Here is a 24,528-nt window from a genome sequence, read left to right as displayed (position 1 = left end):
GTCAACCGGTTCGGTGGACGCTTAGCAACGGAACTAATGTTCTTCCGATAGAGCTTCTTTCGTTCAATGCAATTTATGAAAATGGTGTTGTGAATTTGTTCTGGACAACAGCATCGGAAATAAATAATGATTATTTCACAGTGGAACGTTCAATCGATAGTAAAAGTTTTGAAATAATAACAACAGTAAAAGGAGCAGGCAATAGCAATACAGTTCTTAAATATTCTGCTATTGATAATAATCCGCCGCTTGGAATAATTTATTATCGTTTAAAGCAAACTGATTTTGATGGAACATACAAATATAGTAATGTAATTGCCGTAAAAACAAATAGTAAAATCACAAACCTGATATTAATACAACCATATTTCGACGGAAAAGAAATTGCTGCTAATGTGATAAATACCGGCAAAGAAACATTGAAGGTTGAAATAATTGATTTTACAGGAGCCGTAGTTTACTATAAAATTTTTGAATCATTGGAAGAAAATATTGCTTTGAAATTACCTGCCGATAATATTGTAAAAAACACATCCTATTTCATGAGAGTAAGAAACTCAAAGGAAATCGTTGTAAAGAAGTTTGTGTATTAAAAGAGTTTGAAGTTTAAAGTTATGCAAAACTTAGCGTCTCTGCGTCTTGGCGAAACAAAAAAGTTTCTCGCAAACTTACTTTATTTTACTACTAACAATTTCCAGAATTTCCTTTTCAAGTGCAATTGCTTTTTTCTCTATTTCCTGTCCTTTTTGAATTTTTTCTTTCACAAACAAATCATCTTTCAAACCCGAAGAATTTATTTTTACATTCAGAAAAGCACCCATCACGGCAGAGCGTGCGCATAAAGAACCAACTCCTGCATCACTTACAGAATTTGGATTCCCTTTTTCAGCCATTTCTTTAATAATTTCCATTGAATCATAAGCTGCCTCCATCACTTTAAAAGGTATTTCGATTGCGTATTTTGTTGCTGCATTTACAGCTTCTTTCCTTATCCTCTTTTCTTCGTCAGTAGAATTAGGAAGTTTAAACGAATCCATTATTTTGTTAAATGCATTTGTATCTTCATCAACGAGGTACAAAAGCTTGTCTTTAATAACCTGACCTTTTTCAGCCCAATCAGAGAATTCTTCCCATCGTTCATCCCAGCCGGCTTTATGAGATGACAAGTTTGCAACCATTGTACCCAGCGAAACACCGAGTGCCCCTACATATGCCGAAATTGAACCTCCACCCGGAGCAGGCGATTCCGAGGCCGTTTCATTTGCAAATCCTTTACACGTAAAATCAATAAGTTTCTTTTTTGAATTGTCTTCGAGTAAATATTCTATTATTTTTTCTTTAGGATTAAATGGCTTTAAATCATCAAGACCAAGCGACTTTACTGCGATTTTTATTATTTCTTCTTCTGAAATGCCAACCGAACGTTGTTGTTTTTTTAGAAAATATTTTCCTGCATCAAGCATTGCTTTTAAAGGTATCAATCCAACAAGTTCCGAGCCGGTAACTCTTATTCCTCTTTCCTGTGCTTTTTTAGAAGCTTCCTCAAAAGCAACGTGCACGGGAGTTATGTTTATATTTGTAAGATTTATTGATATTTGGGCAATGCCATATTCTTCAATGTACCAGCCAATCGCTTTTACTGCTTTGAGTGTGCCGGGAATATGCACTGTCTCGCCTTTTTCATCTTTAACAATCTTGCCTGTTATCTGGTTGCCTTCTCTTTTGGGACGGCCTTTTTCTCTTATATCAAAAGCAATTGCATTTGCTCTCCGCACAGAAGTTGTATTCAGATTTACGTTATAAGCAACTAAAAAATCTCTTGCTCCAACAGCGGTTGCTCCTGCTGTTGCATTAAATTTTGCAGGACCGAAATCGGGTTTCCATTTCGTGTCTGTTAATTTTTTCTGGAGCCCTTCATACTCTCCTGCGCGGCAATTAGCAAGGTTTCTTCTTTCTTCGGTAAAGCAAGCATATTCATAACAATAAACAGGAATGGAAAGTTCTTTTCCGATTCTCTCTGCCAGCTTATGTGCATATTTAACGGTTTCTTCCATTGTAATTCCTGCAACGGGAATAAGCGGACAAACATCAGTGGCACCCATTCGCGGATGTTCTCCTTTATGAGTCCTCATGTCAATAATTTCCGATGCTTTTTTAACAGCCAGAAATGCAGCTTCAATAACTGCTTCCGGTTCGCCTACAAAAGTTACAACAGTTCTGTTTGTAGCTTTTCCCGGGTCAACGTCGAGTAGTCTCACTCCTTCAACCGATTCAATCTGAGCGGTAATTTGTTTGATTACATTCATGTTGCGCCCTTCACTGAAATTAGGAACACATTCGATTAACTTTTTCATAAAATGATATTAAAATTTTTACAAAAATAAATTGAATTATTGAATTTTCCCATTTAAAATCACCATTTCAACTTTATTGCTTCCGAAAGAATAAGGAAAATATTGATAAGAAGGAATTGGTTTGGTTATAAAAATATTTGCTTTTTTGCCAACTGCAATACCTCCGAGTTCTTTTTCAACTCCCATTGCATAAGCGCTATTTATAGTTGCAGCATTTATGGCTTCTTCGGGAGTCATTTTATATTTTATGCAACCAAGCGAAATCACAAACTGCATATTTTCCGATGGTGATGAGCCGGGATTAAAATCGCTTGCTAAAGCAACCGGTAAACCCGCATCAATCATTTTGCGAGCAGGAGCATAAGGTAATCCTAAAAAGAAAGAAGTTCCCGGTAAAAGCGTGGGCATTGTTTCTGATTTTAATAAGCACTTGATTTCTTCTTCGCCTGTATATTCCAAATGGTCAACAGAAAGAGCTTTATGTTTCACACCAACCTGCACTCCGCCCGTATAGCCAAGTTCATTTGCATGTATTTTCGGAGTTAAATTATATTTCTGTCCTGCCGATAAAATCCTTTCGGTGTCTTTAACTGAAAAGAATCCTTTATCGCAAAACACATCAATATAATCAGCAAGTTTTTCTTCGGCAATGACAGGAAGCATTTTGTTTATTATTAAATCGATATACTTTTCGGGTGCGTTTTTAAATTTAGCAGGAATTGCATGTGCTCCCAGAAATGTTGATTTTATTGTTAATGGCGAAAGTTTTTTTAGTTTTTTTATTACTCTGAGAATTTTAAGCTCGCTTTCTAAGCTAAGTCCGTAACCGCTTTTTATTTCAACAGCTCCCGTACCAAACGATTTCATTTCATCAAGACGCAATAATGCCTGTTCAACTAATTCTTGTTCAGTGCAACCCTGAAGTTTTTTTGCAGAGTTCAAAATTCCACCGCCGCGTTTAGCAATTTCCTCATAAGAAAGTCCTTTTATTTTATCAATAAAATCAAACTCCCTGCTGCCTGCATAAACAATATGAGTGTGCGAATCACAAAAACAAGGGAAGACCATTTTGCCTGCCGCATCAATTTGTTTTATTTCTTTATTGTTTTTTAATATGTAAATATGCTTGCTTTCAGACATACATCCGAAATCGGATATTTTTCCGTTTTCAATAAAAATAAAAGCATCCTTCAAAGTATTGAGTATTGACATATCTTTTCCCAATATTTTTGAAATTGGTTTCTGCTTAATCCCAATTAGTTCTTTGATATTTTTTATGAGTATCATTTTTTTTAATAAAAATACGCAAGTTTAAATAATTTTGTTTGTCTAAATTAAATATGAAAAGTAGTGGTTTTTATTGGTTTTAAATAATATATATATATAAATCGACATATAAGTAAAAAAATAAGCTATAAATTTCGCAAAAAAGTTGACTTTTTAAAATTTAATATGTACATTTGTTATACTAAAAAATATACGATATTTACATTATAAATTGAAAACTAAAAACACAAAATTATGAAAAAGAAAATTACCATTTTAATTATTTTAGCATTTGTATTAAGTAATTTTACATTTGCCGTAAAAATTGAAGTTAAAGAAGCACAAAAGATTGCGATTAATTTCTATTATGAAATGTATAATAAATTTTCAAAGCATGTTAATCAGAAAGTAGCTCTCAGTGAAATAAAATTAACAGAAACATATACTGAATGTTTGACCATAGGTATTCCCGACTTATACATATTCAACGTAAAAACTCCGTACAATGAAGGTTTTATAATTGTTACCGCTGATGATGCTGCAACGCCTGTTGTTGGTTATTCTTTTCAAGGGGCATACTCTACGCAAAACCAACCACCTGCTTTTGCTCTATTTATTGATTCATATAAAAAAGGAGTTGCATACATAAGAGACAATAATATTGCTGCAACACCTGAAGTTACTGCATCAAGGAACAAATACCTGAAAGGTAATGTTGACATTAATGCGAAAGATATTCTTGACGTAGCACCTTTATTAGCTACAACATGGGCACAGGGTATTGGTTATAATTCAAAATGTCCTGCTGATGCTGCGGGAGAGGGAGGGCATGCTCTTACCGGCTGCGTTGCAACTGCAACAAGTCAGGTAATGAATTATCACATGTGGCCCACAACAGGATATAGTGGTACTCATACTGATTATTGGACTAATTACGGAACATTAACCGTTGACCCTGGGTCAACTACATATTTGTGGAATCAAATGCTCAGGAATCAGGGCAATGATGCCGTGGCTACTTTGCTTTATCATGTCGGTGTTTGCGTGGACATGCATTATGGTGCAACCGCCTCAGGAACACAGATTAGTTATGTGCCGAATGCGCTTACTTCACATTTTAAATATGCAAATTCTGTTACATATGCTACTTCGCCCGGCACCAATCCTGATGCAACGTGGAAAAACAGATTAAGGGCGCAATGCGATGTGCGAAGACCTATGGTTTACGGAGGATATGACGGTAGTGCTGGACATGCATGGGTTTGCGATGGATATCAGGGAACTGATTACTTTGACATGAATTGGGGATGGAATGGTTCAGATAACGGGTACTTTATGTTAACAAATTTGAATGCAGGTGGATATAATTTTATTAGCAATCAGATGGTAGCTTACGACATTATACCAGTAGCGGGATATCCTACTTATTGCAGCGGCTCACAAACATTTACTACACCTACAGGTGTTTTTGAGGATGGAAGCGGAAATGCAAACTATCAGCCAAATGCAAATTGCAGCTGGCTGATTGACCCCACAGACAGCATTGCAACATTGACCTTAAATTTTGAAAAATTAAATACAGAATCAGGTAGTGATGTTGTTACAATATATGATGGAAAAACCACTGCGGCACCGATTTTAGGACAATATTCGGGAAGTCCAGGTACTATGCCTTCAGTTGTTACAACAAAGCCATGGGCATTAGTAACCTTTACATCCGATGCTAATAGTACGGTTGGAGATGGATTTCGCTTAAGGTACAATTCAACTTATCCTGTATTCTGTGCCAGTAACACAAATATTACTGCAACTACTGGTACGGTTTATGACGGCAGCGGTGATGGCTTAGGTTATAATAACAACACAAACTGCCAATGGACAATTACTCCTTCGAATTCTCCTACTTCAATATTAATTCACTGGCTTACTTTTAATACTGAAGCTACTAATGACCATGTTGACATAATTAATAATAATGTTCTTCCCAATGTGACACTTACAACATTTTCGGGTACAAGTTTACCTACCGATTATACTTGCAATACTCCTAAAATAAAAGTAAAATTCAAAACAAATAGTACTGTTACAGGTGCAGGATGGAGTTTCTGGTATGAAACGATAACAAGCGTTCAGGACAGAACAGGAATTAACTCCCTTGCAATTTATCCGGTGCCGGCAAATAATATGTTGAACTTTAGTGTGGCATTTGACAATGTAAAAGATGCAAAAGTAAAACTCATAAACATACTTGGTGAAACAATATATTCAGAAAATGTAGGTACATTTAACGGTGAATACAAACAGGCAATTGATGTAAAGAACTTTGCAAAAGGAATGTACATTATGGAAATAAATACTGACAAAGGAAATATGACTCAAAAAGTTATTATTGATTAATTTTTTTTCATAGTGCGAAAAAGGAGCGACGATTTTTGTTGCTCCTTTTTTTTGTTTTTAAATAAATTTCACATTATCAATAAGTCGTATTTTTCCTGCATAGAATGCAATAAAAGCCATTGTGTCTTCGTAGTTATGCCAGTTCTTTACTGGCAAAAGAGTAGTATTGTCGGCAATTTCAAAATATTCTAGTTTTAAAAGAGGTATTTTTTTTATTTCATTTTCTACAAAAAAAATCATTTCATCAACACTCATTTTTCCTTTAAGTTGTTTTATTTCTAAAAGAATTTGCGAAACTTTTACTGCGTCTGCCCTTTCTTTATTTGATAAACGAGTATTTCGCGAACTCATCGCCAAACCGTCACTTTCACGAATTGTCGGACATCCAATAATCTGAATGGGAAGATTCAAAATGCTTGTCAGTTTTTTTATTATTAAAAACTGCTGATAATCTTTTTCACCGAAGTATGCTCTGTGCGGCTCAATGATTTTTAAAAGTTTTTTTACAATTATCGCTACGCCCTTAAAATGCCCGGGACGAAAATTTCCTTCCATTACTTTATCAAGATTGCCGAAATCAAATTTCGAATTATCGGGTTCGGGATACATTTCTTCTTTTGATGGTGCAAATATAATATCGCAGTTTGCTTTTTCGAGTATTTCTTTATCTGTTTCGAGAGTTCGCGGATATTTTTCGAAATCCGATTTGTCGTTAAACTGCGTGGGATTTATGAAAATGCTTGATACAACAATATTATTTTCTTTTTTTGCTTTGTTAATAAGTGATATATGTCCATTGTGCAATGCTCCCATTGTCGGCACAAAACCAATTGTTTTTTTCGCTTCTTTCAGTTCCGAAATGTGCTTTTTTATTGAAATTATTTTTTCAAATACCAGCATTATCGTGGGGAAAAAGTTAATTGTTAATTGTTAAAAAAATAAAGTAATTGTCAAGAGGTTGTTAAATTTTATTTTGTTTAAAGTTTAAAGTCGTGCATATTGAACTTCAGAACATAAGAATAAGAGTAACAATAAAAAAAATTAACATGCAAATTTCAAAATTTTTAAAATTGAAAACAAAATAAAAAAATAGTAGTAAACTCAAATAACAAAAACCTTAAACTTTAAACCTTAAACTTTAAACTGTTTTAACTGAACATCTGCATATCAAATAACTTTTTATAATAACCTTCTTTTTCGAGAAGTGTAGTATGAGTGCCTTTTTCAACGATTTCGCCTTTATGTAAAACACAAATCGCGTCAGCGTTTTTAATAGTTGAAAGCCGATGTGCAATTACAATTGATGTTCGGTTTTTCATTAATTTATATATTGCATCCTGCACTAAACGTTCCGATTCAGTATCAAGTGACGACGTTGCCTCATCAAGAATTAATATGGCAGGATTTTTCAATACCGCTCTGGCAATGCATAGTCGCTGCCTTTGTCCTCCCGAAAGCTTGCATCCACGGTCACCGATATTCGACTGATATTGATTTTCCATTTCCATGATAAAATTATGTGCATTGGCAACCTTAGCGGCAGCAATAACTTCATCCATCATGGCAGTATCCTTTCCTAAGGCAATATTGTCGAAAACAGTGCCGTTGAATAAAATTGATTCCTGTGTAACAATGCTCATCAAATCGCGCAAATCTTTAATTTTGTAATTTTCAATATTTATTCCGTCAATTAAAATTTCTCCCGACTCAATCAGATGAAAGCGGGGAAGTAAATCGGCAAGAGTGGTTTTACCGCCGCCCGATTGTCCCACTAATGCAATCGTTCTGCCTCTTTCAATCTTAAGATTAATATTTTTTAAAACCCATTCTTCTTCATCATGTTTATAAGTAAACGAAATATTTTTATATTCAATTTCCTTTTTAAATTCATTAACCGCGATAGCATCAGGTTTTTCTATGATTTTAACTTCTGCATCAATAATGTAAGAAATTCTTTCTATTGAAGCTGCACCTTTTTGAATGTTGTAATAGCGTTTGAAAGGGATTTTATCGGAGGTATTATCTGAGATAAAATAATAAGATAACCTATAAAGGATGTGGGAGACAATGACCCCTCTTTGCTTAGCACGAGGGAGCCACCATACCACATAACCGTTACCATTACAAGTGTGCCGAGAAATTCTCCCATTGGTGTTGATAATGAACGCTGGCGAGTTACAGTATTCATTATTATATAATATTGATTGTTCAATGCTTTGAATTTTCTGATTACAACATTTTCGGCATTGAAAGCTTTTATTATTCTTAATCCGCCCAAAGTTTCTTCAATTAGTGATAATAAATCGCCCATTTTATGCTGACCTCTGAGAGAAGTATTTTTAAGTGTTTTTCCAATTCTTCCGATTATTAAACCGCTTACAGGAAAAAATACCAATACAAAAATCGATAATTCAAAACTCATGAAAATGAGCACCGAAATATAAATAATTATTGTCAGAGGGTCGCGGAAAACCATATCAAGTGAACTCATTATCGAAAATTTAATTTCCTGAACATCATTTGTTATGCGGGCAAGAATGTCGCCTTTGCGCTCTTCAGAATAATACGACAGGGGAAGAATAAGAATTTTATTATATATTTTTTTTTGAATATCTTTTACTACACCATTCATAATAGGCGACATGAAATAACTCGCCAGATAATTAAATCCCGTTTTAAATAATGTTGCTATTGTTACAATAATGCAAATCATTATGAGTGCATGTGTTTCGCCATAGTTTATAATGATTTTACTGAGGAGGTAATAAAAATTGTGCTTGATTATTTCAATTGAAAAACCGAAAGGCAGCAAATCTGTGACCAATGGCTGAGTTCTGAAAAGTATCCCAAGAAAGGGAATTACCATTGTCATTGAAAATAAAGCAAAGAAAACAGAAATAATGTTGAATAATATATTTAAGAAAGCATAAGACCAGTAAGGTATTACATAAGAATAAATTTTTTTAAATTCTTTCATTATATAATTAATGTTTAATTTAATAACTTTGCAAACTTAAGAAAAAGAAACAATACATTTTAATTTTAAGATAATAATAATGCTTAGCATAATTACTGCAATACACAATCAGCTTGAGATGAACAAGCTTTTTTATGAAAATATTGTACGGTACACAAAAAATATTTTTGAGCTGATTATAATTGATAACGCTTCGACAGATGGCAGCCGCGAATTTTTCGAAGACAAAGGGGCGAAGGTAATAAGTAATAACGGAAATTATTCTTATCCTTATTGCCAGAACCAAGGGATTGACGCTGCAAAGTACGATTATATGGTTTTTCTTAATAATGATGTTATAGTTTCAAAAGATTGGGACGAAAGAGCGATAAGCATTATGAATTTTCATAAACTTGATGTTGCTTCATGCTCTGCCACAGAAATACTCGAAACACCTGAGATAACTCATGCTCATCTAAAAAAATGGAAATATATTAAAAATCCTTTTGTGTTTTTTTTCGGAAATAAAAGGTGGGTTTTGAAGTTAACTCACAAGTTAATGTACAACAATTGGAAAGAGTGGACTGAAGGAAGATTTGAAAAATGCGGAAAAGTAATAAGATTAGGAATTGCAGGAAGCAATGTTTTTATAACGCGCAGAGGTATTGAAAAAATTGGAAAATGGGATGAAAGAATTCAATCTGCAGATTTTGATATTTTTCTGAGAGCAAAAAAAAGAAGCTTGGAATTTGTTGATATTAAGTCCTGCCATGTCATGCTTGGGGTGTATCTGCATCATTACAACCGGCTGAGTCGAAGAAGAAAAAAAACATCTTTTATTGATAAAGAAAATAAAATTTTAATAAAAGAAAAATGGGATATAAAAACTGCCAATGAAATGCTGAAAGATACCAATATGGTTGTGAAATAAATGATACGTTAAGTAGCATAACAATTAGACAATTCAACAATAAAACACAAAAAATAAAAAAACAATTAAACTTCTAATGAGCGACCATCATTAAAATATGATAGAAAACATAATTAAGTATCAGCGGACAAATAAAACTAACTACAAATTCAGCGTGTTGATTCCTACATGGAACAATATTGAGTTTTTGAAACTGTGTATAAACAGCATACTTAAAAACTCTCATTTTGAAATTCAAATTATTGTAATAGTAAACGAAGATGAAGATGGGACATTAGAATGGCTCGAAAACCAAAAAGAAATAGATTATGTACATTCAAAAAATAATATAGGTATATGTTATGGTTTAAATATTGCCAGAGCACTTGTTAAATCCGAATACATGGTTTATGTGAACGATGACATGTATGTGCTTCCAAACTGGGATTTAGAGTTGCATAAAGAAATTGAACACATCGGCAGTAAAAGTTTTATGTTGTCGTGCACCATGATAGAACCAACAGATACCGGAAATTCCTGCGTAATAGTAAAAAATTACGGACAGGATATTCAGAGTTTTAAGGAAGAAATATTGTTAAATGAATATCATGATTTATTTGTCAATGATTGGAGCGGCAGCACTTGGCCTCCCAATGTCGTACACGTTGATATGTGGGATTTGGTTGGTGGATTGAGCATTGAATTCACTCCGGGCATGTATTCCGACCCTGATTTTTCAAGAAAACTTTTTGAAGCAGGTGTTAGATTGTTTAAAGGTAAAGGAAATAGTTTGGTTTACCACTTTGGTTCTAAATCAACCAAGCGAATTAAAAAAAATAATGGAAGAAAAACCTTTCTGCTAAAATGGGGTATTACTTCGAATACGTTTACAAAAAAATATTTAAAAATAGGAAAAAGTTTCTCCGGAAATATCACAACACCTGTGTTAAATAAAAAAACTATACTGATAAATAAATTGAAGCGAATTATAAGTTGTTAGTAATGTAAGCAATCTGACTGATGGAGGCTGTCTCAAAAGATGAAAATATTTACTTTACCGCAGAGTCGCTAAGTCGCAAAGGTTTAAAAATAAATATTTTATCTTTGCGCCTTAGCGTCTTAGCGGTTATAAATAATACCTTTGATGTTCTCATTCAATATCCACAAATATTTTATTTCTCAAATCAACAGTTTTTCTAATGTTTTTATAAAGTTGTTCTGCCTCTTCAAAATTTAAAGATTGTTGTCCGTCAGATATTGCTTTTTCAGGAACTTCGTGTATTTCAACTGTGATTCCATCGGAGCCGGCAATTGCTGCTGCAAGCGCAATGGGTTCAACAAACATACGTATTCCTATGCTGTGTGATGGGTCTGCAATTACAGGCAGGTGGGTTTTTTCCTTTAATATTGGAATAACATTTATGTCGAATGTATTGCGGTATGCTTTTTCGAAAGTGCGTATGCCGCGTTCACACAAAATAATTTTTTCGTTACCGTTTGAAAAAATATATTCTGCCGAATGTAAAAGTTCTTCAATTGTTCCCGACATTCCTCGTTTAATGAGAACCGGTTTATCAATTTTTCCAAGAGCATCGAGAAGGTTGAAGTTTTGAGTGTTTCTTGTACCAACCTGAAATATATCAATGTAATCAAGCATTTCGTCAATCTGCGAAACCTGCATCACTTCCGAAATTAATTTTATTCCGTTTTTCTTTGCTATTGTTGAAATGGTTTTTAATCCTTCAATTCCGATTCCACGATATGAGTATGGCGAACTGCGCGGTTTGAAAACCATTGCCCGCATGATTTTTATTTTGTTTTTTACAAGATGTGCAATAATGCCGTCAACTTGCTCTTCGCTTTCAACAGAGCATGGACCAGCAATAATTGTAAAATCATTATTTCCGATTTTTATTCCATCTCCAAGAGAAATAACGGTATTCTTAACTTTCCATTTTCGCGAAACAAGTTTATAATTATCGGAAACCCTATGAACATCTTTTACTCCTTTCATGTTGCCGATTATACGAATATCAAACTCATTACTTCCAACGCAAATGATGTAATTGTTAAACTGAGTTTTTACTTCATTTGTTTGGTATGCGATTTCTTTTACTTTTTTAAAAATATTTTCTTTTTCGCTATTTGAAATATTTTCGCTTAATTGAATTATCATAATGTTAGTTGTTTGTTGTCAGTTATTGGTTGTTAGAATTTTTATCATTGTTCTTTATGTTTTATTGCTTAATTGTTAAATTGTCTAATTGTTATATTGTTTATAGCTATGAAAGTTCAGGATTTCTTTTTTTTAACAATTAAACAATTTGTTATTTTTAATTTCATTTACAAAATTATTTATTGTAGTTTTTAAATTTGTTTTACTGTTTGATAGTGCTTTTATGAAAGCACTTCCTATAACCACACCATTTGCAAATTGACATGCTTTTAAATATGATTTATTATCAGAGATTCCGAATCCTATTAATTTGGGATTTTTTAATTTGAGCCGGTTAATTTTCCTGAAATATTGTTCCTGCGATTTTTCGATTTTATTTTTTGCTCCTGTTGTTGAAGATGACGAAATCATATAAATAAATCCTTTTGATGCTGCATCAATTTTTATTATTCGTTCTTCCGAAGTTTGCGGTGTGATAAGAAAAATGTTGTAAATACCATATTTATCAAAAGTTTTTTCATAATCTTCAATAAATTCATTAAAAGGAAGGTCGGGAATAATAACGCCGTCAATACCTGTTTCGCTGCATTTTTTGCAAAATTCATTTATCCCGAATTGCATTATTGGATTTAAACTGCCCATCAATAGCAAAGGAATATCAACTGATTGTCGGATATTTTTTAATTGGTTGAAAATAATTTTTAAAGTCATTCCGTTTGTGAGAGCTTTCTCGTTGCTTTGTTGTATTGTTGGTCCATCAGCTAACGAATCGGAAAATGGAATTCCTATTTCAATAATATCAACTCCTGCTTCTGTAATATATTTGATGATTTCAGCAGTTTGATTTAATTCGGGAAATCCTGCGGTGAAATATATATTCAATATCTCTTTGTGTTTCGATTCAAATAATTTGTCAATTCTGTTCATTTTTTCAGTCATTAGTCATTAAGTCATTAGTCATTAGTAAAAAACTTCGACATTCGATATTTTTTTAATCTTTCAATCTTTTAATTTTCTAATCTTTAAATACTTTATAAACGCCTCCAAATCCTTATCACCGCGTCCCGAAAGATTTATAACAACTTTTTTATTTTTTGTGAATTTTATTTTTTTCAAACAAGCAAGTGCGTGAGCGGATTCGAGTGCAGGAATAATACCTTCCATCCTTGTCAACAGCATTGCGGCTTTCAAAGCTTCGTTGTCGGTAATACTTATAAACTTTACTCTTTTTATATCAAACAAATGAGCGTGCAACGGTCCCATGCCCGGATAATCGAGTCCTGCAGAAATTGAATAGGGCTCTGTAATTTGTCCATCTTCATTTTGCATTATGAGAGTTTTGCTTCCGTGTAGAATTCCGGATTTGCCCAAAACAGTTGTAGCTGCTGAAAAACCTGAATGGATGCCTTTTCCTGCTGCTTCAGCGGCTATAAGTTTTACTTTTCCGTTTTTTAAATAATGATAAAAAATTCCTGCTGCATTACTTCCTCCTCCCACACATGCAATAATGCAATCGGGATTTTCGTTTCCTGTTTTCTCTTTCATCTGAACTTTCAGTTCTTCACTTATTATTGACTGAAATCCTGCAACAATTTCAGGGTAGGGGTGAGGACCAACAACTGAGCCGATTAAATAATATGTTTCGGGGTTATTAATCCAATCACGAATGGCTTCGTTAGTTGCATCTTTCAGCGTTTTATTTCCGCTGTGTACGGGAACAACTTCTGCTCCGAGCATTTTCATTCGTTCTACATTGGACATCTGCCGTTTCATATCGGTTTCGCCCATGTAAACAACACATTTTAAATTCATCAAAGCACAAACGGTAGCTGTTGCAACTCCGTGCTGCCCGGCACCGGTTTCGGCAATAATTCTTTTTTTGTTTAGTTTTTTTGCAAGAAGTATTTGTCCTATTGTATTGTTTATTTTATGAGCACCAGTATGACATAAATCTTCACGTTTAAGAAAAATATTTGTCTTAAAATATTCAGATAATCTTGATGCAAAATAAAGCGGAGTGGGACGACCAGCATAATCTTTCAAAAGCTGACGATATTCCTTTTGAAAATTTTTGTCCGTAGTAATTTTCTTATAATTATTTTTTAATATCTCTATGTTTGCATGCAGCATTTCGGGAATGTATGCTCCGCCAAACTTTCCATAATATCCGTTTTTATCAGCATTATAGTTCATTTGTTTTTTTCGCTATTTTAAGGTTAAATTTTGTTTGCATTATAATTTCGTGCTTACGGCACTTTAATAAATTTGAATTTGCTCGTTCTACCATAATATCGTACCTGCGGTACTTTTTAGCCTCGTTAGAGGCGACATTTTGGTAGAAATAAAACAAAATAAAAAATAAGCCCCGTAGGTGGCGATATTATTTCAATGTATTGAGAACATAGCATTGTAGCATTTATTAAATTATTTTTATAGTACATTAAGTGTTTAATTTGTTTTTTATTTTGTTGATGAATAATTTTATTTTTTCAACATCTTTAATACCGTAGTTAATTTCAAATTTGCTGTTTATATCAACACCGAAAAAAATTGAATTATTTATTTCTTTTATTTTTTCGATGTCTTCCATATCTATACCACCACTGATAAAGAATGGCAATGAGAAATTATAATTAGCAAGAAGTTTCCAATTAAATTTTTTTCCGCTGCCACCAAAATTTTCGGTTTTAGTATCAAATAAAAAATATGTGCAATAGTTTTTATAATCATTTATTTTTTCAAAATCCTTTTCTTCAGATATTCCGAATGATTTGATAATTGATATATTTTCATCGAATAAATTTTTGCAAAAATCGGGAGTTTCATTTCCGTGTAGCTGAACAAAATCAAGTTTGTATTTTTCTTTTTTTAATTTCACTTCGTCAAGTTCAGAATTTACGAAAACACCAACTTTTTTTATTTTAGTGGGAATGCCTTTAAGAATAGCTTTATCGAAATTTTCATTCACATATCTTTTTGAATTATTATAAAAAATAAAACCCATGAAATCTGGATTGACAGCAATCAATTCTTTGATGTTGCTTTCATCTTTCATTCCACAAACTTTTATTTTAAGTGTTTTCACCTGTTTATTTTAAATGGTTATATTATTAAAATGATGTTTTATACTTTATAATTATTGTACGACCAAAAAAGATTAATTTTAATCGGGAAATGGCGATAATTAAAATATTTTGTTGATGTTTAATTTTTAACAATTTAGCAATATAACAGTTAAACAATTTTATTTAAATTATACTTAAGTTTTTAACCATTAGTAACATATCTTTATCATTATACTAATTTCTTAATAAAATCCGCACAAGCTTTTGAAGGATTTGCTGTTTTCATAAAATATTCTCCGATTAAAAATCCTTTAAAACCGCATTTTCTGAGATTTTTAATTGCTTCAATTGAGCTTATACCACTTTCGGAGATTTTAAGAAATTCAACAGGAATTTTTTTTGACAATTCTATTGAAGTATTTATGTCAGTTTTAAAATCATTCAAATTACGGTTATTTACTCCTATAATATCAATGTTGTTGTTAACTTTCTCCAATTCTTCTTTGTTATGAATTTCAAAAATAATTTCGAGATTAAGTGATTTTGCAAATTCTGAAAGTTGCTTTATTTTTTCTTTTTCCAAAACGGCAGCTATAAGAAGTATTACATCAGCACCTATTGATTTTGCTTCAACAATCTGGTATTCGTCAATAATAAAATCCTTCCGCAAAATGGGGTTATAGTTGAATTTGCGGGCAATCGTCAAATCTTCATTTTTTCCATTAAAATATTTTTTGTCGGTCAATATCGAAAGTGCCGAAGCTCCCGCCTGCATATATCCTATGCTCACTTGCTCAACAGATGCATATTCATTGAGCATTCCTTTTGAATGCGATTTTCTTTTAAATTCTGCAATTATTCCTTTTTTATCTTCACGGAGCAAATACTTTTTTAAGGAAACAGTTTCGGAAGCAAAATATATACTTCGTTCAAGAAATTTAACCGGATATAAAGATTTGTTTTCTTCTACTTCGGTTTTTTTGTATTTAATTATTTCGTCAAGTATTGTCATAAGAAGTTTACAGTTTATAGTTTTCAGTTGTTAGTTATTAGTCGTTGTAATTTTACTTCGATATTCATTATTCGGTGTTCGATATTCGATATTTTTTTGATACCACATTTTTAATAAACATTAATTTTTTATTAGTTTTTTAAAAGCACTAAGTGCTTTTTTCCCAAACAAAGAATCTTTTGCTTTCTCAATGCAATCAGCAATACTTTTATTCTGATTAAAACATTTAATTCCTATTGCAGCATTTGCAAGCACTACATTATTTTGTGCTGTTGTTCCATTTCCTTCAAGAACATCAGTAAAAATTTTTGCCGACTCGGGAATAGAGCCGCCTCCTGTAATTTCTTTTTGTTTTATTCTGGTAAATCCAAATTCTTCGGGTGAAATTATTTGTTCGGAATTATTGAAAATTAATTTCACATTGCTTGTCAGCGAAATTTCGTCATAGCCGTCAGTACTGTGTAAGATGACATATTTCTTATTTGTTTGCTGATATAGATAATTATAAATTCGGGCAAGTTCAAGATTAAAAACTCCGATAACCTGATTTTGCGGGAAACAAGGATTTACCATTGGTCCGAGCATATTAAAAAATGTCTTTACTCTTAATTTTTTTCTTATCGGAGCCACTGCTTTCATCGCAGGATGAAACAATGGTGCATGAAGAAAGCAAATACCTGCTTCTTCAATATCTTTTTTCAAAACAGATTCGTCGTTTGTAAATTTGTAACCGAAATATTCCATAACATTTGAAGAACCGCAACCGGAAGAAACTCCGTAGTTTCCGTGTTTTGCAACTTTTGCTCCCGTACCTGCAACAACAAACGATGCAAGAGTGGAAATGTTGAATGTATCTTTACCATCGCCGCCGGTTCCGCACATATCAATGAGTTTGTAATCTGATAAATTTATTCTGAGGCATAAATCAAGAAGAGCATCTCTGAAACCGGCAAGCTCATCAACGGTTATGCTGCGCATAATGTAAACCGACAAAAATGCAGCAACTTCACTTTCGGTGTATTTGTCTTTTGCAACATTTGTTAAAACTTCGTAGGCATCTGTCCTGCTCAGTTTTTTGTGCTCAAATAAATAATTTAAAATGTCTCGCATAAAAAAAAGTTTTTGGTTTTCAATTTATAGTTTTCAGTTAGTTGCCAGTTTCTCAACTTTAAACTGAAAACTGAGAACTATAAACTGTTAAGTTTTAAGCCAATTCTCAATTATTTTATTTCCATATTTTGTAAGTATTGATTCGGGGTGAAACTGCACACCTCTTACTTTGTATTGTTTGTGGCTTATTGCCATTATTATTCCTTCGTCATCAACTGCGGTTATTTTTAAAGTATCCGGAAAATTATTTTTATCAGCAACCCATGAATGATAGCGTCCGCCTTCGAATGTTTCGGGAATACCTTTAAATATTAATTCTTCTTTATCAATAATTTTTACGGGTGTATTAATTCCATGATAAACTTTGTGCAGGTTTATCAACTTGCCACCGAACACTTCAGTTATCGCCTGAAGTCCGAGGCAAACACCAAAAATATTTTTCGACTGCGAATAAGTTTTAATAAGTTCTTTCATAATGCCTGCTTCATCGGGAAGTCCCGGGCCAGGAGAAAGAACAATTTTATCGTAATTTCCAACTTCTGCAATTTTTATTTCATCATTGCGATATACATCAACCGGTTCTTTCGTGAGGTTTTCGATTGCATGAACGAGATTGTACGTGAATGAATCGTAATTGTCTAAAACTAAAATTTTATTCATTTTTTGAAATTTTGATTTTTTTAATTAAAAATTTAATTGTTTAAAAAATTAACTCTTTTGATATAAAATTGTTCAATTAAGTATTCATTTTTCCTGCAATATCTATTGCTTTTTTCAGTGCAGCAAGTTTGTTATTTACTTCGTTGAGTTCGTTTATTTCTTTTGATTCGGAAACAATTCCTGCTCCTGCCTGATAAAACAAAGTGTTGTTTTTACTTAAAAAAGAACGTATCATTATTGCCTGATTAAAATCGCCATTAAACCCTATGCAGCCAATGCAGCCGCCATAATAACCCCTGTTTTGATTTTCATATTTATCAATTAATTGCATTGCTTTATATTTTGGTGCACCCGATAATGTGCCTGCCGGAAAAGTATCTGCCATTACTTTGCAGCTATTTGTTCCTTTTTCAAGTTCTCCTGAAACTGTTGATACCAAATGCAAAACATGACTGTAATATTGAACTTCCGATAAAACTTCGACTTTTACATTTTTCGAATTTCTGCTTAAATCATTTCTTGCAAGGTCAACAAGCATTATATGTTCGGCATTTTCTTTCGGGTCTTTGAGAAGTTTTTCGGCTAATAACTTGTCGGCTTCATCATCGCCGGTTCGTTTGAAAGTTCCTGCAATTGGGTTAATGAAAGCTTTTCCGTTTTTTATGGTTAACTGCGATTCGGGAGAAGAACCGAAAATTTTATAATTTCCGTAATCAAAATAAAACAAATACGGCGAAGGATTTATAGAACGAAGCGCCCTGTAAACATTAAACTCATCACCTGTAAATTTTTGTGAAAACTGCCGCGACAAAACAATCTGAAAAACATCACCTCTGAAACAATGCTCCTTTCCTTTCTTCACCATTTCTATATATTTTTCGTCGGTAAGATTCGACTGTTCACCGGTAACCGAAACAAATGGATATGTTGCAAAATTCTTGTTGTTCAACAGCGTTTCTATTTCTTCAATTTTTGTTTTTTCATCACCAAAAAGATTTTCGATAATTGTAAGCTCATTTTTAAAATGGTTTATTGCAATTATATATTTATAAAAACTGTATTTTATTTCCGGAACATAATATTCCTCTTTTATTTTTGCATTAATATCAATATTTTCAAAATATTTTACGGCATCATAAGCTGCATAGCCGAAGAGTCCGTTTATATTGGAAACTGCGGGTTCAGTGTTATCGAACTGAAATTTGTTAATGAAATCCTGCATTTTTTCGGGAACAGAAACATTCTTATCAATAATTGTTTCTTTTTTGGTACCATCGGGAAATTGCTCTATTATATTATTTTTTTCAACTGTGAAACCGGCAATATGCTGAAAACATACAAAAGAAGAACTGTTTATGCTTCCTCTATAATCAGAGCTTTCGAGCAATATGGAATTTGAAAACTTATCTCTTACTTTAAGATAAATGCTTACAGGAGTTATTGTGTCTGCAAGTATTTTTTTTGTTTTAATAGTTATTTTAATTTTATCCATGTTATTCTTTGTATATAGTTTATCAATTTATATTATAAATTAAGAACGGCTTGCCGTAAGTCCGACAAGCCGTTCAATATTTTTATTTAAAATGGCTTTAGCCCTTTACGGTATAAGAGAAAGTAAATTGCCACCACCATGCTCTATTTAATTTGAAATTCATTTGTTTTTTATTTTAGTTGCAAAGATATGATTAATTTTTTATTTTTAAAAAAAAATTCTTTAATTTGAAAAATATATTTTAATTTAACACTCTCAAAACATATTACCATGCGTATTTCACTTATATCGCTTTTATTGTTTTTTAGTTTATTTTCTTATGCTTCATTTGATGAATACTTTGAAAACAAAGCTCTGCGTATAGATTATTATCATACCGGCAATTCCGTTTCCGACTCTTATTCTATTGATGAAATGCTCGAAGAACCTTATTGGGGAGGGAGTAAAGTGAATTTAATTGACACATTCAATTATGGTAAATATAAATTTGTTGTTATTGATGAGGCAACACAAAATATTATTTATTCTCATGGATATTCAACTTTGTTTTCGGAATGGCAAACCACCGATGAAGCGAAAAAGACAATAAAAAGTTTTTCCGAAACAGTGTTATGTCCTTATCCTAAAAAAAATATTAAAGTAGAGTTTTATTCAATTGATAATAATGGAAAATTCATAAAGAAATTTGAATATTTTGTTAACCCTCAAAATTATTTTATCTCAAAAGAAAAGAAAGCTGTTTACCCTGTTTTTAATTTATTGAAATCGGGTGACCCTGACAAAAAGATTGATATAGTTATACTTCCTGAGGGATACAAAAAAAGTGAAATAAAAAAGTTTAAAAATGATTGTGAACGGTTTACCAAAGCATTGTTCAATGCATCTCCTTTTAAAGAAATGAAGGATAAATTCAATGTAAATGCAGTTGAAGTAACATCTGAAGAATCGGGCACTGACATACCGGGAGAAAATATATGGAAAAATACAGCGATTAATTCCAGCTTTTACACTTTCGGAACAGAAAGATATTTAATGACTGCAGCCAACAAGAGAGTTAGAGATGTTGCATCGAATGTTCCTTACGACCAGATTTACATTTTGGTAAATACCGATAAATATGGGGGCGGTGCAATATATAACTTGTATGCCATAAGTGTTACCACTAATGACCTTTTTGATTATATTGTTGTTCACGAATTTGGTCATGCTTTTGCTGGTTTGGCTGATGAATATTATACTTCCGAAGTATCATACAGGGATTTTTATCCGAAAAACATTGAGCCATGGGAACCCAACCTTACAACATTGGTTGATTTTGGTAAGAAGTGGAAAAATATGCTCGATAAGGATGTGCCCATTCCCACGCCACCCGATGAAAAATATTGCAATAAATTAGGTGTCTTTGAAGGCGGCGGCTACGAGGCGAAGGGAGTTTATCGTCCTGCTTGCGATTGTATTATGAAATCACTAAAAAAAGAATTTTGTGGAGTATGTAAAAACGCAATAATAAAAATGATAGAATTTTATACTAAATAAAATTAGTTTGTAGTTTAAAATGTTTGTTGTTTGTAGTTAAAAATTGAAATAACAACAAACTGCAAACCACGAACTACAAACTCTTCAATAAGAGAGAACAGATTAATTTTTAGTAATAATAATTTAAAACCTTAAGAATTATGTTAAATAAAATTTCCGAAATACATGCACTGGCGAAAAAGTCGAAAAAGAAAACGATAGCACTTGCTGCGGCACATGATGAGCATGCTTTAATGGCAGTGGTTAAAGCAAGAGAAGCAGGTATTATTGATGCCATTCTTGTCGGCGATGAAGTCAAGATAAAGCAAATTGCTGCTGAGAACAAACTTGATATTTCAGGTATAGAAATAATTAATGAACCTGATATAACCGAAGCATGCAATACTGCCGTAAAACTTATCAGTGATAAAAAAGCCGAAATTCTTATGAAAGGCGATGTGCCAACTTCAGTCATGCTAAAATCCGTATTGAATAAAGATTATGGTTTAAGAAAAGGGGAATTATTATCACATTTTGCAATTATTGAAATTGAAACCTATCACAAGTTATTTGCATTCTCCGATGCGGGAGTTAATATTAGTCCCGATATTAATACAAAAAAATCAATAATAGAAAATTCTGTTGATTGCATGAGAAAACTTGGCATAGACAAACCGAGAGTGGCAATAATTTCAGCAGTTGAGTTAATCAATCCATTTATGCAATCTACAATTGATGGGGCAGTACTCTCAAAAATGGCACAACGAAATCAAATAAAAGATTGTATAATTGATGGACCTTTGGCATTGGACAATGCCATTAATCCTGAAAGTGCAAAGCATAAAAAAATAATAAGTGATGTTGCCGGTAATGCTGACATTTTAATTCTGCCTAATATTGATGCAGCGAATATTCTTTATAAGTCAATTGCTTTTCTTACAAATGCAAAATGTGCAGCAATTATAGCCGGTGCATCAGTCCCGATTGTTTTAACATCACGTTCCGATTCGGATGAAACAAAATTAAACAGCATAGCACTTGCTGCTGCAATGAAATAAGTTTGTAGTTTGAAATGTTTATTGTTTGTTGTTAAAAAAAACAACTACAAACCACAAACTTTTTTAATATTGTGCGTTTAATTATAAAAACAAAAATATTAATTTGAAATAAATAATTTTAAAATTATTAAACTATGGAGAGAAAAAATAGTCCGTTGATTTTAGTTGTAAATCCCGGCTCGACATCAACAAAAATTGCAGTTTATTATAACAACAAAAGTATTTTTCAGAATAACATTACACATTCGGCGGAAGAAATAGGAAGGTTTAAAAAAATCAGCGACCAATACGAGTTTCGCAAAAATATAATATTAGAGGAATTAAAAAATGCCGGAATAAATATTAATAATATTGTTATTATTATTGGCAGAGGCGGACTTGTAAAGCCAATCAAATCGGGAGTGTATGAGGTAAATGAAAAAATGATTAAGGATATTAAGAATGAAGCTCTTGGTCAGCACGCAAGTAACCTTGGAGGGTTGATTGCACAGGATATTGCAAAATCATTACCTAAAGCAAAAGCTTATATCGCCGACCCTGTCGTGGTTGATGAATTGGAAGATATAGCACGAGTTGCAGGACATCCTGCATTTGAAAGAATTTCTATTTTTCATGCTTTGAATCAAAAAATCATAGCAAAAACCTATGCCAAATCAAGGGTTCAGAAATATGAAGATTTAAACTTAATAGTAGCTCATATCGGAGGAGGTGTTACTATTGGCTCGCATAAAAAAGGTAGAGTAATAGATGTTAATCAGGGATTAGATGGTGAAGGTCCATTTTCACCTGAAAGAAGCGGAACCCTGCCTGTCGGAGCATTAGTGAAACTTTGTTTTAGCGGTAAATATTCTCAAGATGAAATAAAAAAAATGATAACCGGCAAAGGTGGATTAACTGCATATCTCGGAACAAACAATGCTTTGGAAGTTGAGGAGAGAATTAGGAAAGGTGATAAAAAAGCTAAATTTATTTATGAAGCAATGGCTTATCAAATAGCAAAAGAAATAGGTTCAGCAAGTGCTGTTTTGTTCGGAAAAGTTGATGCTATATTGATTACAGGAGGAGTAGCTTATGATGAGATTTTCGTGAACTGGATAAAAGAAAGAGTTGAATTTATTGCGCCTGTTTTTGTTTATCCCGGAGAAGATGAAATGAAAGCACTTGCAATTAATGCTCTTGGTGTATTAAAAGGAGAAATTGAAGTTTTTAAATATGAATAAATACGCTTCGCTTCTTGCAGGCAGCAATCTTATTTAATATCATCTTTTAAAATCTCATTCCCATAAAAATAAACTTAACCTTACAATAAAAAAACCTGATAAATTATATTTCATTTATCAGGTTTTTTTTCTTTTATCTAATGACACTATTTTAATAAATTTCTCGAAATTACGATTTTCTGAACTTCGGACGTTCCTTCGTATATTTGAGTTAATTTAGCTTCACGCATTAATCTTTCCACATGATATTCTTTCACATATCCGTATCCGCCATGAATCTGGACAGCTTCTGTAGTAACTTCCATAGCAATGTCAGCAGCATATTGTTTTGCCATTGCACTCATAATGCCGTAAGGTTGGTGTTGGTCTTTAAGCCATGCAGCTTTTAAACAAAGATTTCTTGCATTTTCGACTTTCACTGCCATATCGGCAAGTTTAAAAGCAACTGCCTGATGATTGCAGATTTCCGTACCGAATGCCTTTCTTTCTTTTGAATACTGTATTGCTCTTTCCATTGCACCGGAAGCAATACCCAATGCCTGCGAAGCAATACCTATTCTTCCTCCGTCAAGAGTTTTCATTGCAAAAGAAAATCCGAAACCATCTTCTCCGATTCTGTTCTTTTTAGGAACTTTAACATCAGTGAACATTACTGAATGTGTGTCGGAACTTCTCATTCCCATTTTATTTTCATGAGGTCCTAAACTTATACCCGGAGAATTTTTGTCAACTATCAATGCATTTATTCCTTTGTGTTTCTTTTCAGGATGAGTTTGTGCAATAACAAGATAAACAGATGCGCTGTTTGCATTAGTTATCCAGTTTTTTGTTCCATTTAAAAGATAATAATCACCTTTATCTTCAGCAAGTGTTCTTTGTGAAGTGGCATCTGAACCGGCTTCGGGTTCCGATAAAAGAAATGCTCCGATTTTTTCGCCGCGTGCAAGTGGTTTTAAATATTTTTCCTTTTGCTCATCTGAGCCAAATTCTTCAAGCCCGTAGCAAACAAGTGAGTTGTTCACCGACATTATCACTGCTACTGATGAATCAACTTTGGAAATTTCTTCCATAGCCAGCACATACGATATTGTGTCCATTCCACCACCATCGTACTTTGTGTCAACAAGCATTCCAAGGAAACCAAGTTCTGCAAGTTTTTTTACATGTTTTGCCGGGTATTCTGATTTTTCGTCTCTTTCAATAACATCCTGCAATAATTCACGCTGTGCAAAATCTCTTGCAGCTTTTTGAATCATTAATTGTTCTTCTGTATATTCAAAGTTCATAATTTTGGTTTTTTTGGTTATTAAATAATTTATGAGAAAATATTTTTAATA

19 protein-coding genes and 1 pseudogene are annotated in these 24,528 nt (G+C 32.8%); 7 read left to right on the top strand and 13 right to left on the bottom strand.

Annotated elements, in window-relative coordinates; genetic code table 11:
- Positions 1-593, top strand: a 593-nt coding sequence (locus WC223_01355; GenBank protein ID MFA6922875.1) for a hypothetical protein, incomplete at its 5' end; no start/stop codon positions are given.
- A gap of 75 nt (positions 594-668) precedes the next feature.
- Here the strand turns inward: WC223_01355 and ftcD are convergent.
- The gene (gene ftcD / locus WC223_01350; protein ID MFA6922874.1) at positions 669-2,354 is read right to left on the bottom strand and encodes a glutamate formimidoyltransferase; all 1,686 of its coding nucleotides are present in this window, start codon (positions 2,352-2,354) and stop codon (positions 669-671) included.
- Between the two features lie 36 nt (positions 2,355-2,390).
- Complete coding sequence (gene hutI / locus WC223_01345; protein ID MFA6922873.1) at positions 2,391-3,641, bottom strand: imidazolonepropionase; 1,251 nt, start codon at positions 3,639-3,641, stop codon at positions 2,391-2,393.
- Between the two features lie 234 nt (positions 3,642-3,875).
- On the opposite strand from hutI, the gene WC223_01340 reads away from it, so the two are divergent.
- Positions 3,876-6,017, top strand: coding sequence for a C10 family peptidase (locus WC223_01340; GenBank protein ID MFA6922872.1), 2,142 nt, complete (start codon positions 3,876-3,878; stop codon positions 6,015-6,017).
- Between the two features lie 57 nt (positions 6,018-6,074).
- Here the strand turns inward: WC223_01340 and panC are convergent, their stop codons facing one another.
- Positions 6,075-6,917: a pantoate--beta-alanine ligase gene (gene panC, locus WC223_01335; protein MFA6922871.1), complete on the bottom strand. Its 843-nt coding sequence runs from the start codon at positions 6,915-6,917 to the stop codon at positions 6,075-6,077.
- Positions 6,918-7,165: 248 nt separating this feature from the next.
- Positions 7,166-8,994, bottom strand: a pseudogene (locus WC223_01330) (ABC transporter transmembrane domain-containing protein).
- A gap of 79 nt (positions 8,995-9,073) precedes the next feature.
- On the opposite strand from WC223_01330, the gene WC223_01325 reads away from it, so the two are divergent.
- Positions 9,074-9,904: a glycosyltransferase gene (locus WC223_01325; protein MFA6922870.1), complete on the top strand. Its 831-nt coding sequence runs from the start codon at positions 9,074-9,076 to the stop codon at positions 9,902-9,904.
- 97 nt (positions 9,905-10,001) lie between these two features.
- A complete protein-coding gene (locus WC223_01320; GenBank protein MFA6922869.1) occupies positions 10,002-10,883 on the top strand; it encodes a glycosyltransferase in 882 nt (293 codons plus the stop codon).
- 150 nt (positions 10,884-11,033) lie between these two features.
- Here the strand turns inward: WC223_01320 and WC223_01315 are convergent, their stop codons facing one another.
- The 8 genes from WC223_01315 to WC223_01280 form a co-directional block, all read right to left on the bottom strand.
- Positions 11,034-12,059, bottom strand: coding sequence for a bifunctional 3-deoxy-7-phosphoheptulonate synthase/chorismate mutase (locus WC223_01315; protein ID MFA6922868.1), 1,026 nt, complete (start codon positions 12,057-12,059; stop codon positions 11,034-11,036).
- A 132-nt stretch (positions 12,060-12,191) separates the two neighbouring features.
- A complete protein-coding gene (trpA, locus tag WC223_01310; GenBank protein MFA6922867.1) occupies positions 12,192-12,986 on the bottom strand; it encodes a tryptophan synthase subunit alpha in 795 nt (264 codons plus the stop codon).
- A gap of 72 nt (positions 12,987-13,058) precedes the next feature.
- Complete coding sequence (trpB, locus tag WC223_01305) at positions 13,059-14,252, bottom strand: tryptophan synthase subunit beta (GenBank protein MFA6922866.1); 1,194 nt, start codon at positions 14,250-14,252, stop codon at positions 13,059-13,061.
- 247 nt (positions 14,253-14,499) lie between these two features.
- Positions 14,500-15,144, bottom strand: a complete 645-nt coding sequence (locus WC223_01300) for a phosphoribosylanthranilate isomerase (protein ID MFA6922865.1) — start codon at positions 15,142-15,144, stop codon at positions 14,500-14,502.
- 209 nt (positions 15,145-15,353) lie between these two features.
- Complete coding sequence (gene trpC / locus WC223_01295) at positions 15,354-16,136, bottom strand: indole-3-glycerol phosphate synthase TrpC (GenBank protein MFA6922864.1); 783 nt, start codon at positions 16,134-16,136, stop codon at positions 15,354-15,356.
- A gap of 120 nt (positions 16,137-16,256) precedes the next feature.
- A complete protein-coding gene (gene trpD, locus WC223_01290; GenBank protein ID MFA6922863.1) occupies positions 16,257-17,246 on the bottom strand; it encodes an anthranilate phosphoribosyltransferase in 990 nt (329 codons plus the stop codon).
- An 87-nt stretch (positions 17,247-17,333) separates the two neighbouring features.
- Entirely contained in the window at positions 17,334-17,906 is a 573-nt protein-coding gene (locus tag WC223_01285) for an aminodeoxychorismate/anthranilate synthase component II (protein MFA6922862.1), read from the bottom strand.
- A gap of 76 nt (positions 17,907-17,982) precedes the next feature.
- A complete protein-coding gene (locus tag WC223_01280) occupies positions 17,983-19,398 on the bottom strand; it encodes an anthranilate synthase component I family protein (GenBank protein ID MFA6922861.1) in 1,416 nt (471 codons plus the stop codon).
- Positions 19,399-19,668: 270 nt separating this feature from the next.
- Here WC223_01280 and WC223_01275 point away from each other — a divergent pair, with 270 nt between their 5' ends.
- The 3 genes from WC223_01275 (at position 19,669) to buk (ending at position 23,191) form a co-directional block, all read left to right on the top strand.
- Positions 19,669-20,934, top strand: a complete 1,266-nt coding sequence (locus WC223_01275; protein MFA6922860.1) for a M64 family metallopeptidase — start codon at positions 19,669-19,671, stop codon at positions 20,932-20,934.
- A 140-nt stretch (positions 20,935-21,074) separates the two neighbouring features.
- Positions 21,075-21,971 (top strand): bifunctional enoyl-CoA hydratase/phosphate acetyltransferase, encoded by an 897-nt coding sequence (locus WC223_01270; protein MFA6922859.1) that lies wholly within the window; start codon positions 21,075-21,077, stop codon positions 21,969-21,971.
- Between the two features lie 134 nt (positions 21,972-22,105).
- Entirely contained in the window at positions 22,106-23,191 is a 1,086-nt protein-coding gene (gene buk / locus WC223_01265) for a butyrate kinase (protein MFA6922858.1), read from the top strand.
- A gap of 146 nt (positions 23,192-23,337) precedes the next feature.
- Here buk and WC223_01260 read toward each other — a convergent pair whose 3' ends face one another.
- Positions 23,338-24,477 carry an acyl-CoA dehydrogenase family protein gene (locus WC223_01260; GenBank protein MFA6922857.1) on the bottom strand — a complete coding sequence of 380 codons (1,140 nt, stop codon included), beginning with the start codon at positions 24,475-24,477 and terminating at the stop codon, positions 23,338-23,340.
- Positions 24,478-24,528: the final 51 nt, after the last annotated feature.

The sequence above is a fragment of the Bacteroidales bacterium genome (assembly GCA_041671145.1).
Lineage (GTDB): Bacteria > Bacteroidota > Bacteroidia > Bacteroidales > JAHJDW01 > JAQUPB01.
This window is presented reverse-complemented; position numbering and strand designations above follow the sequence as displayed.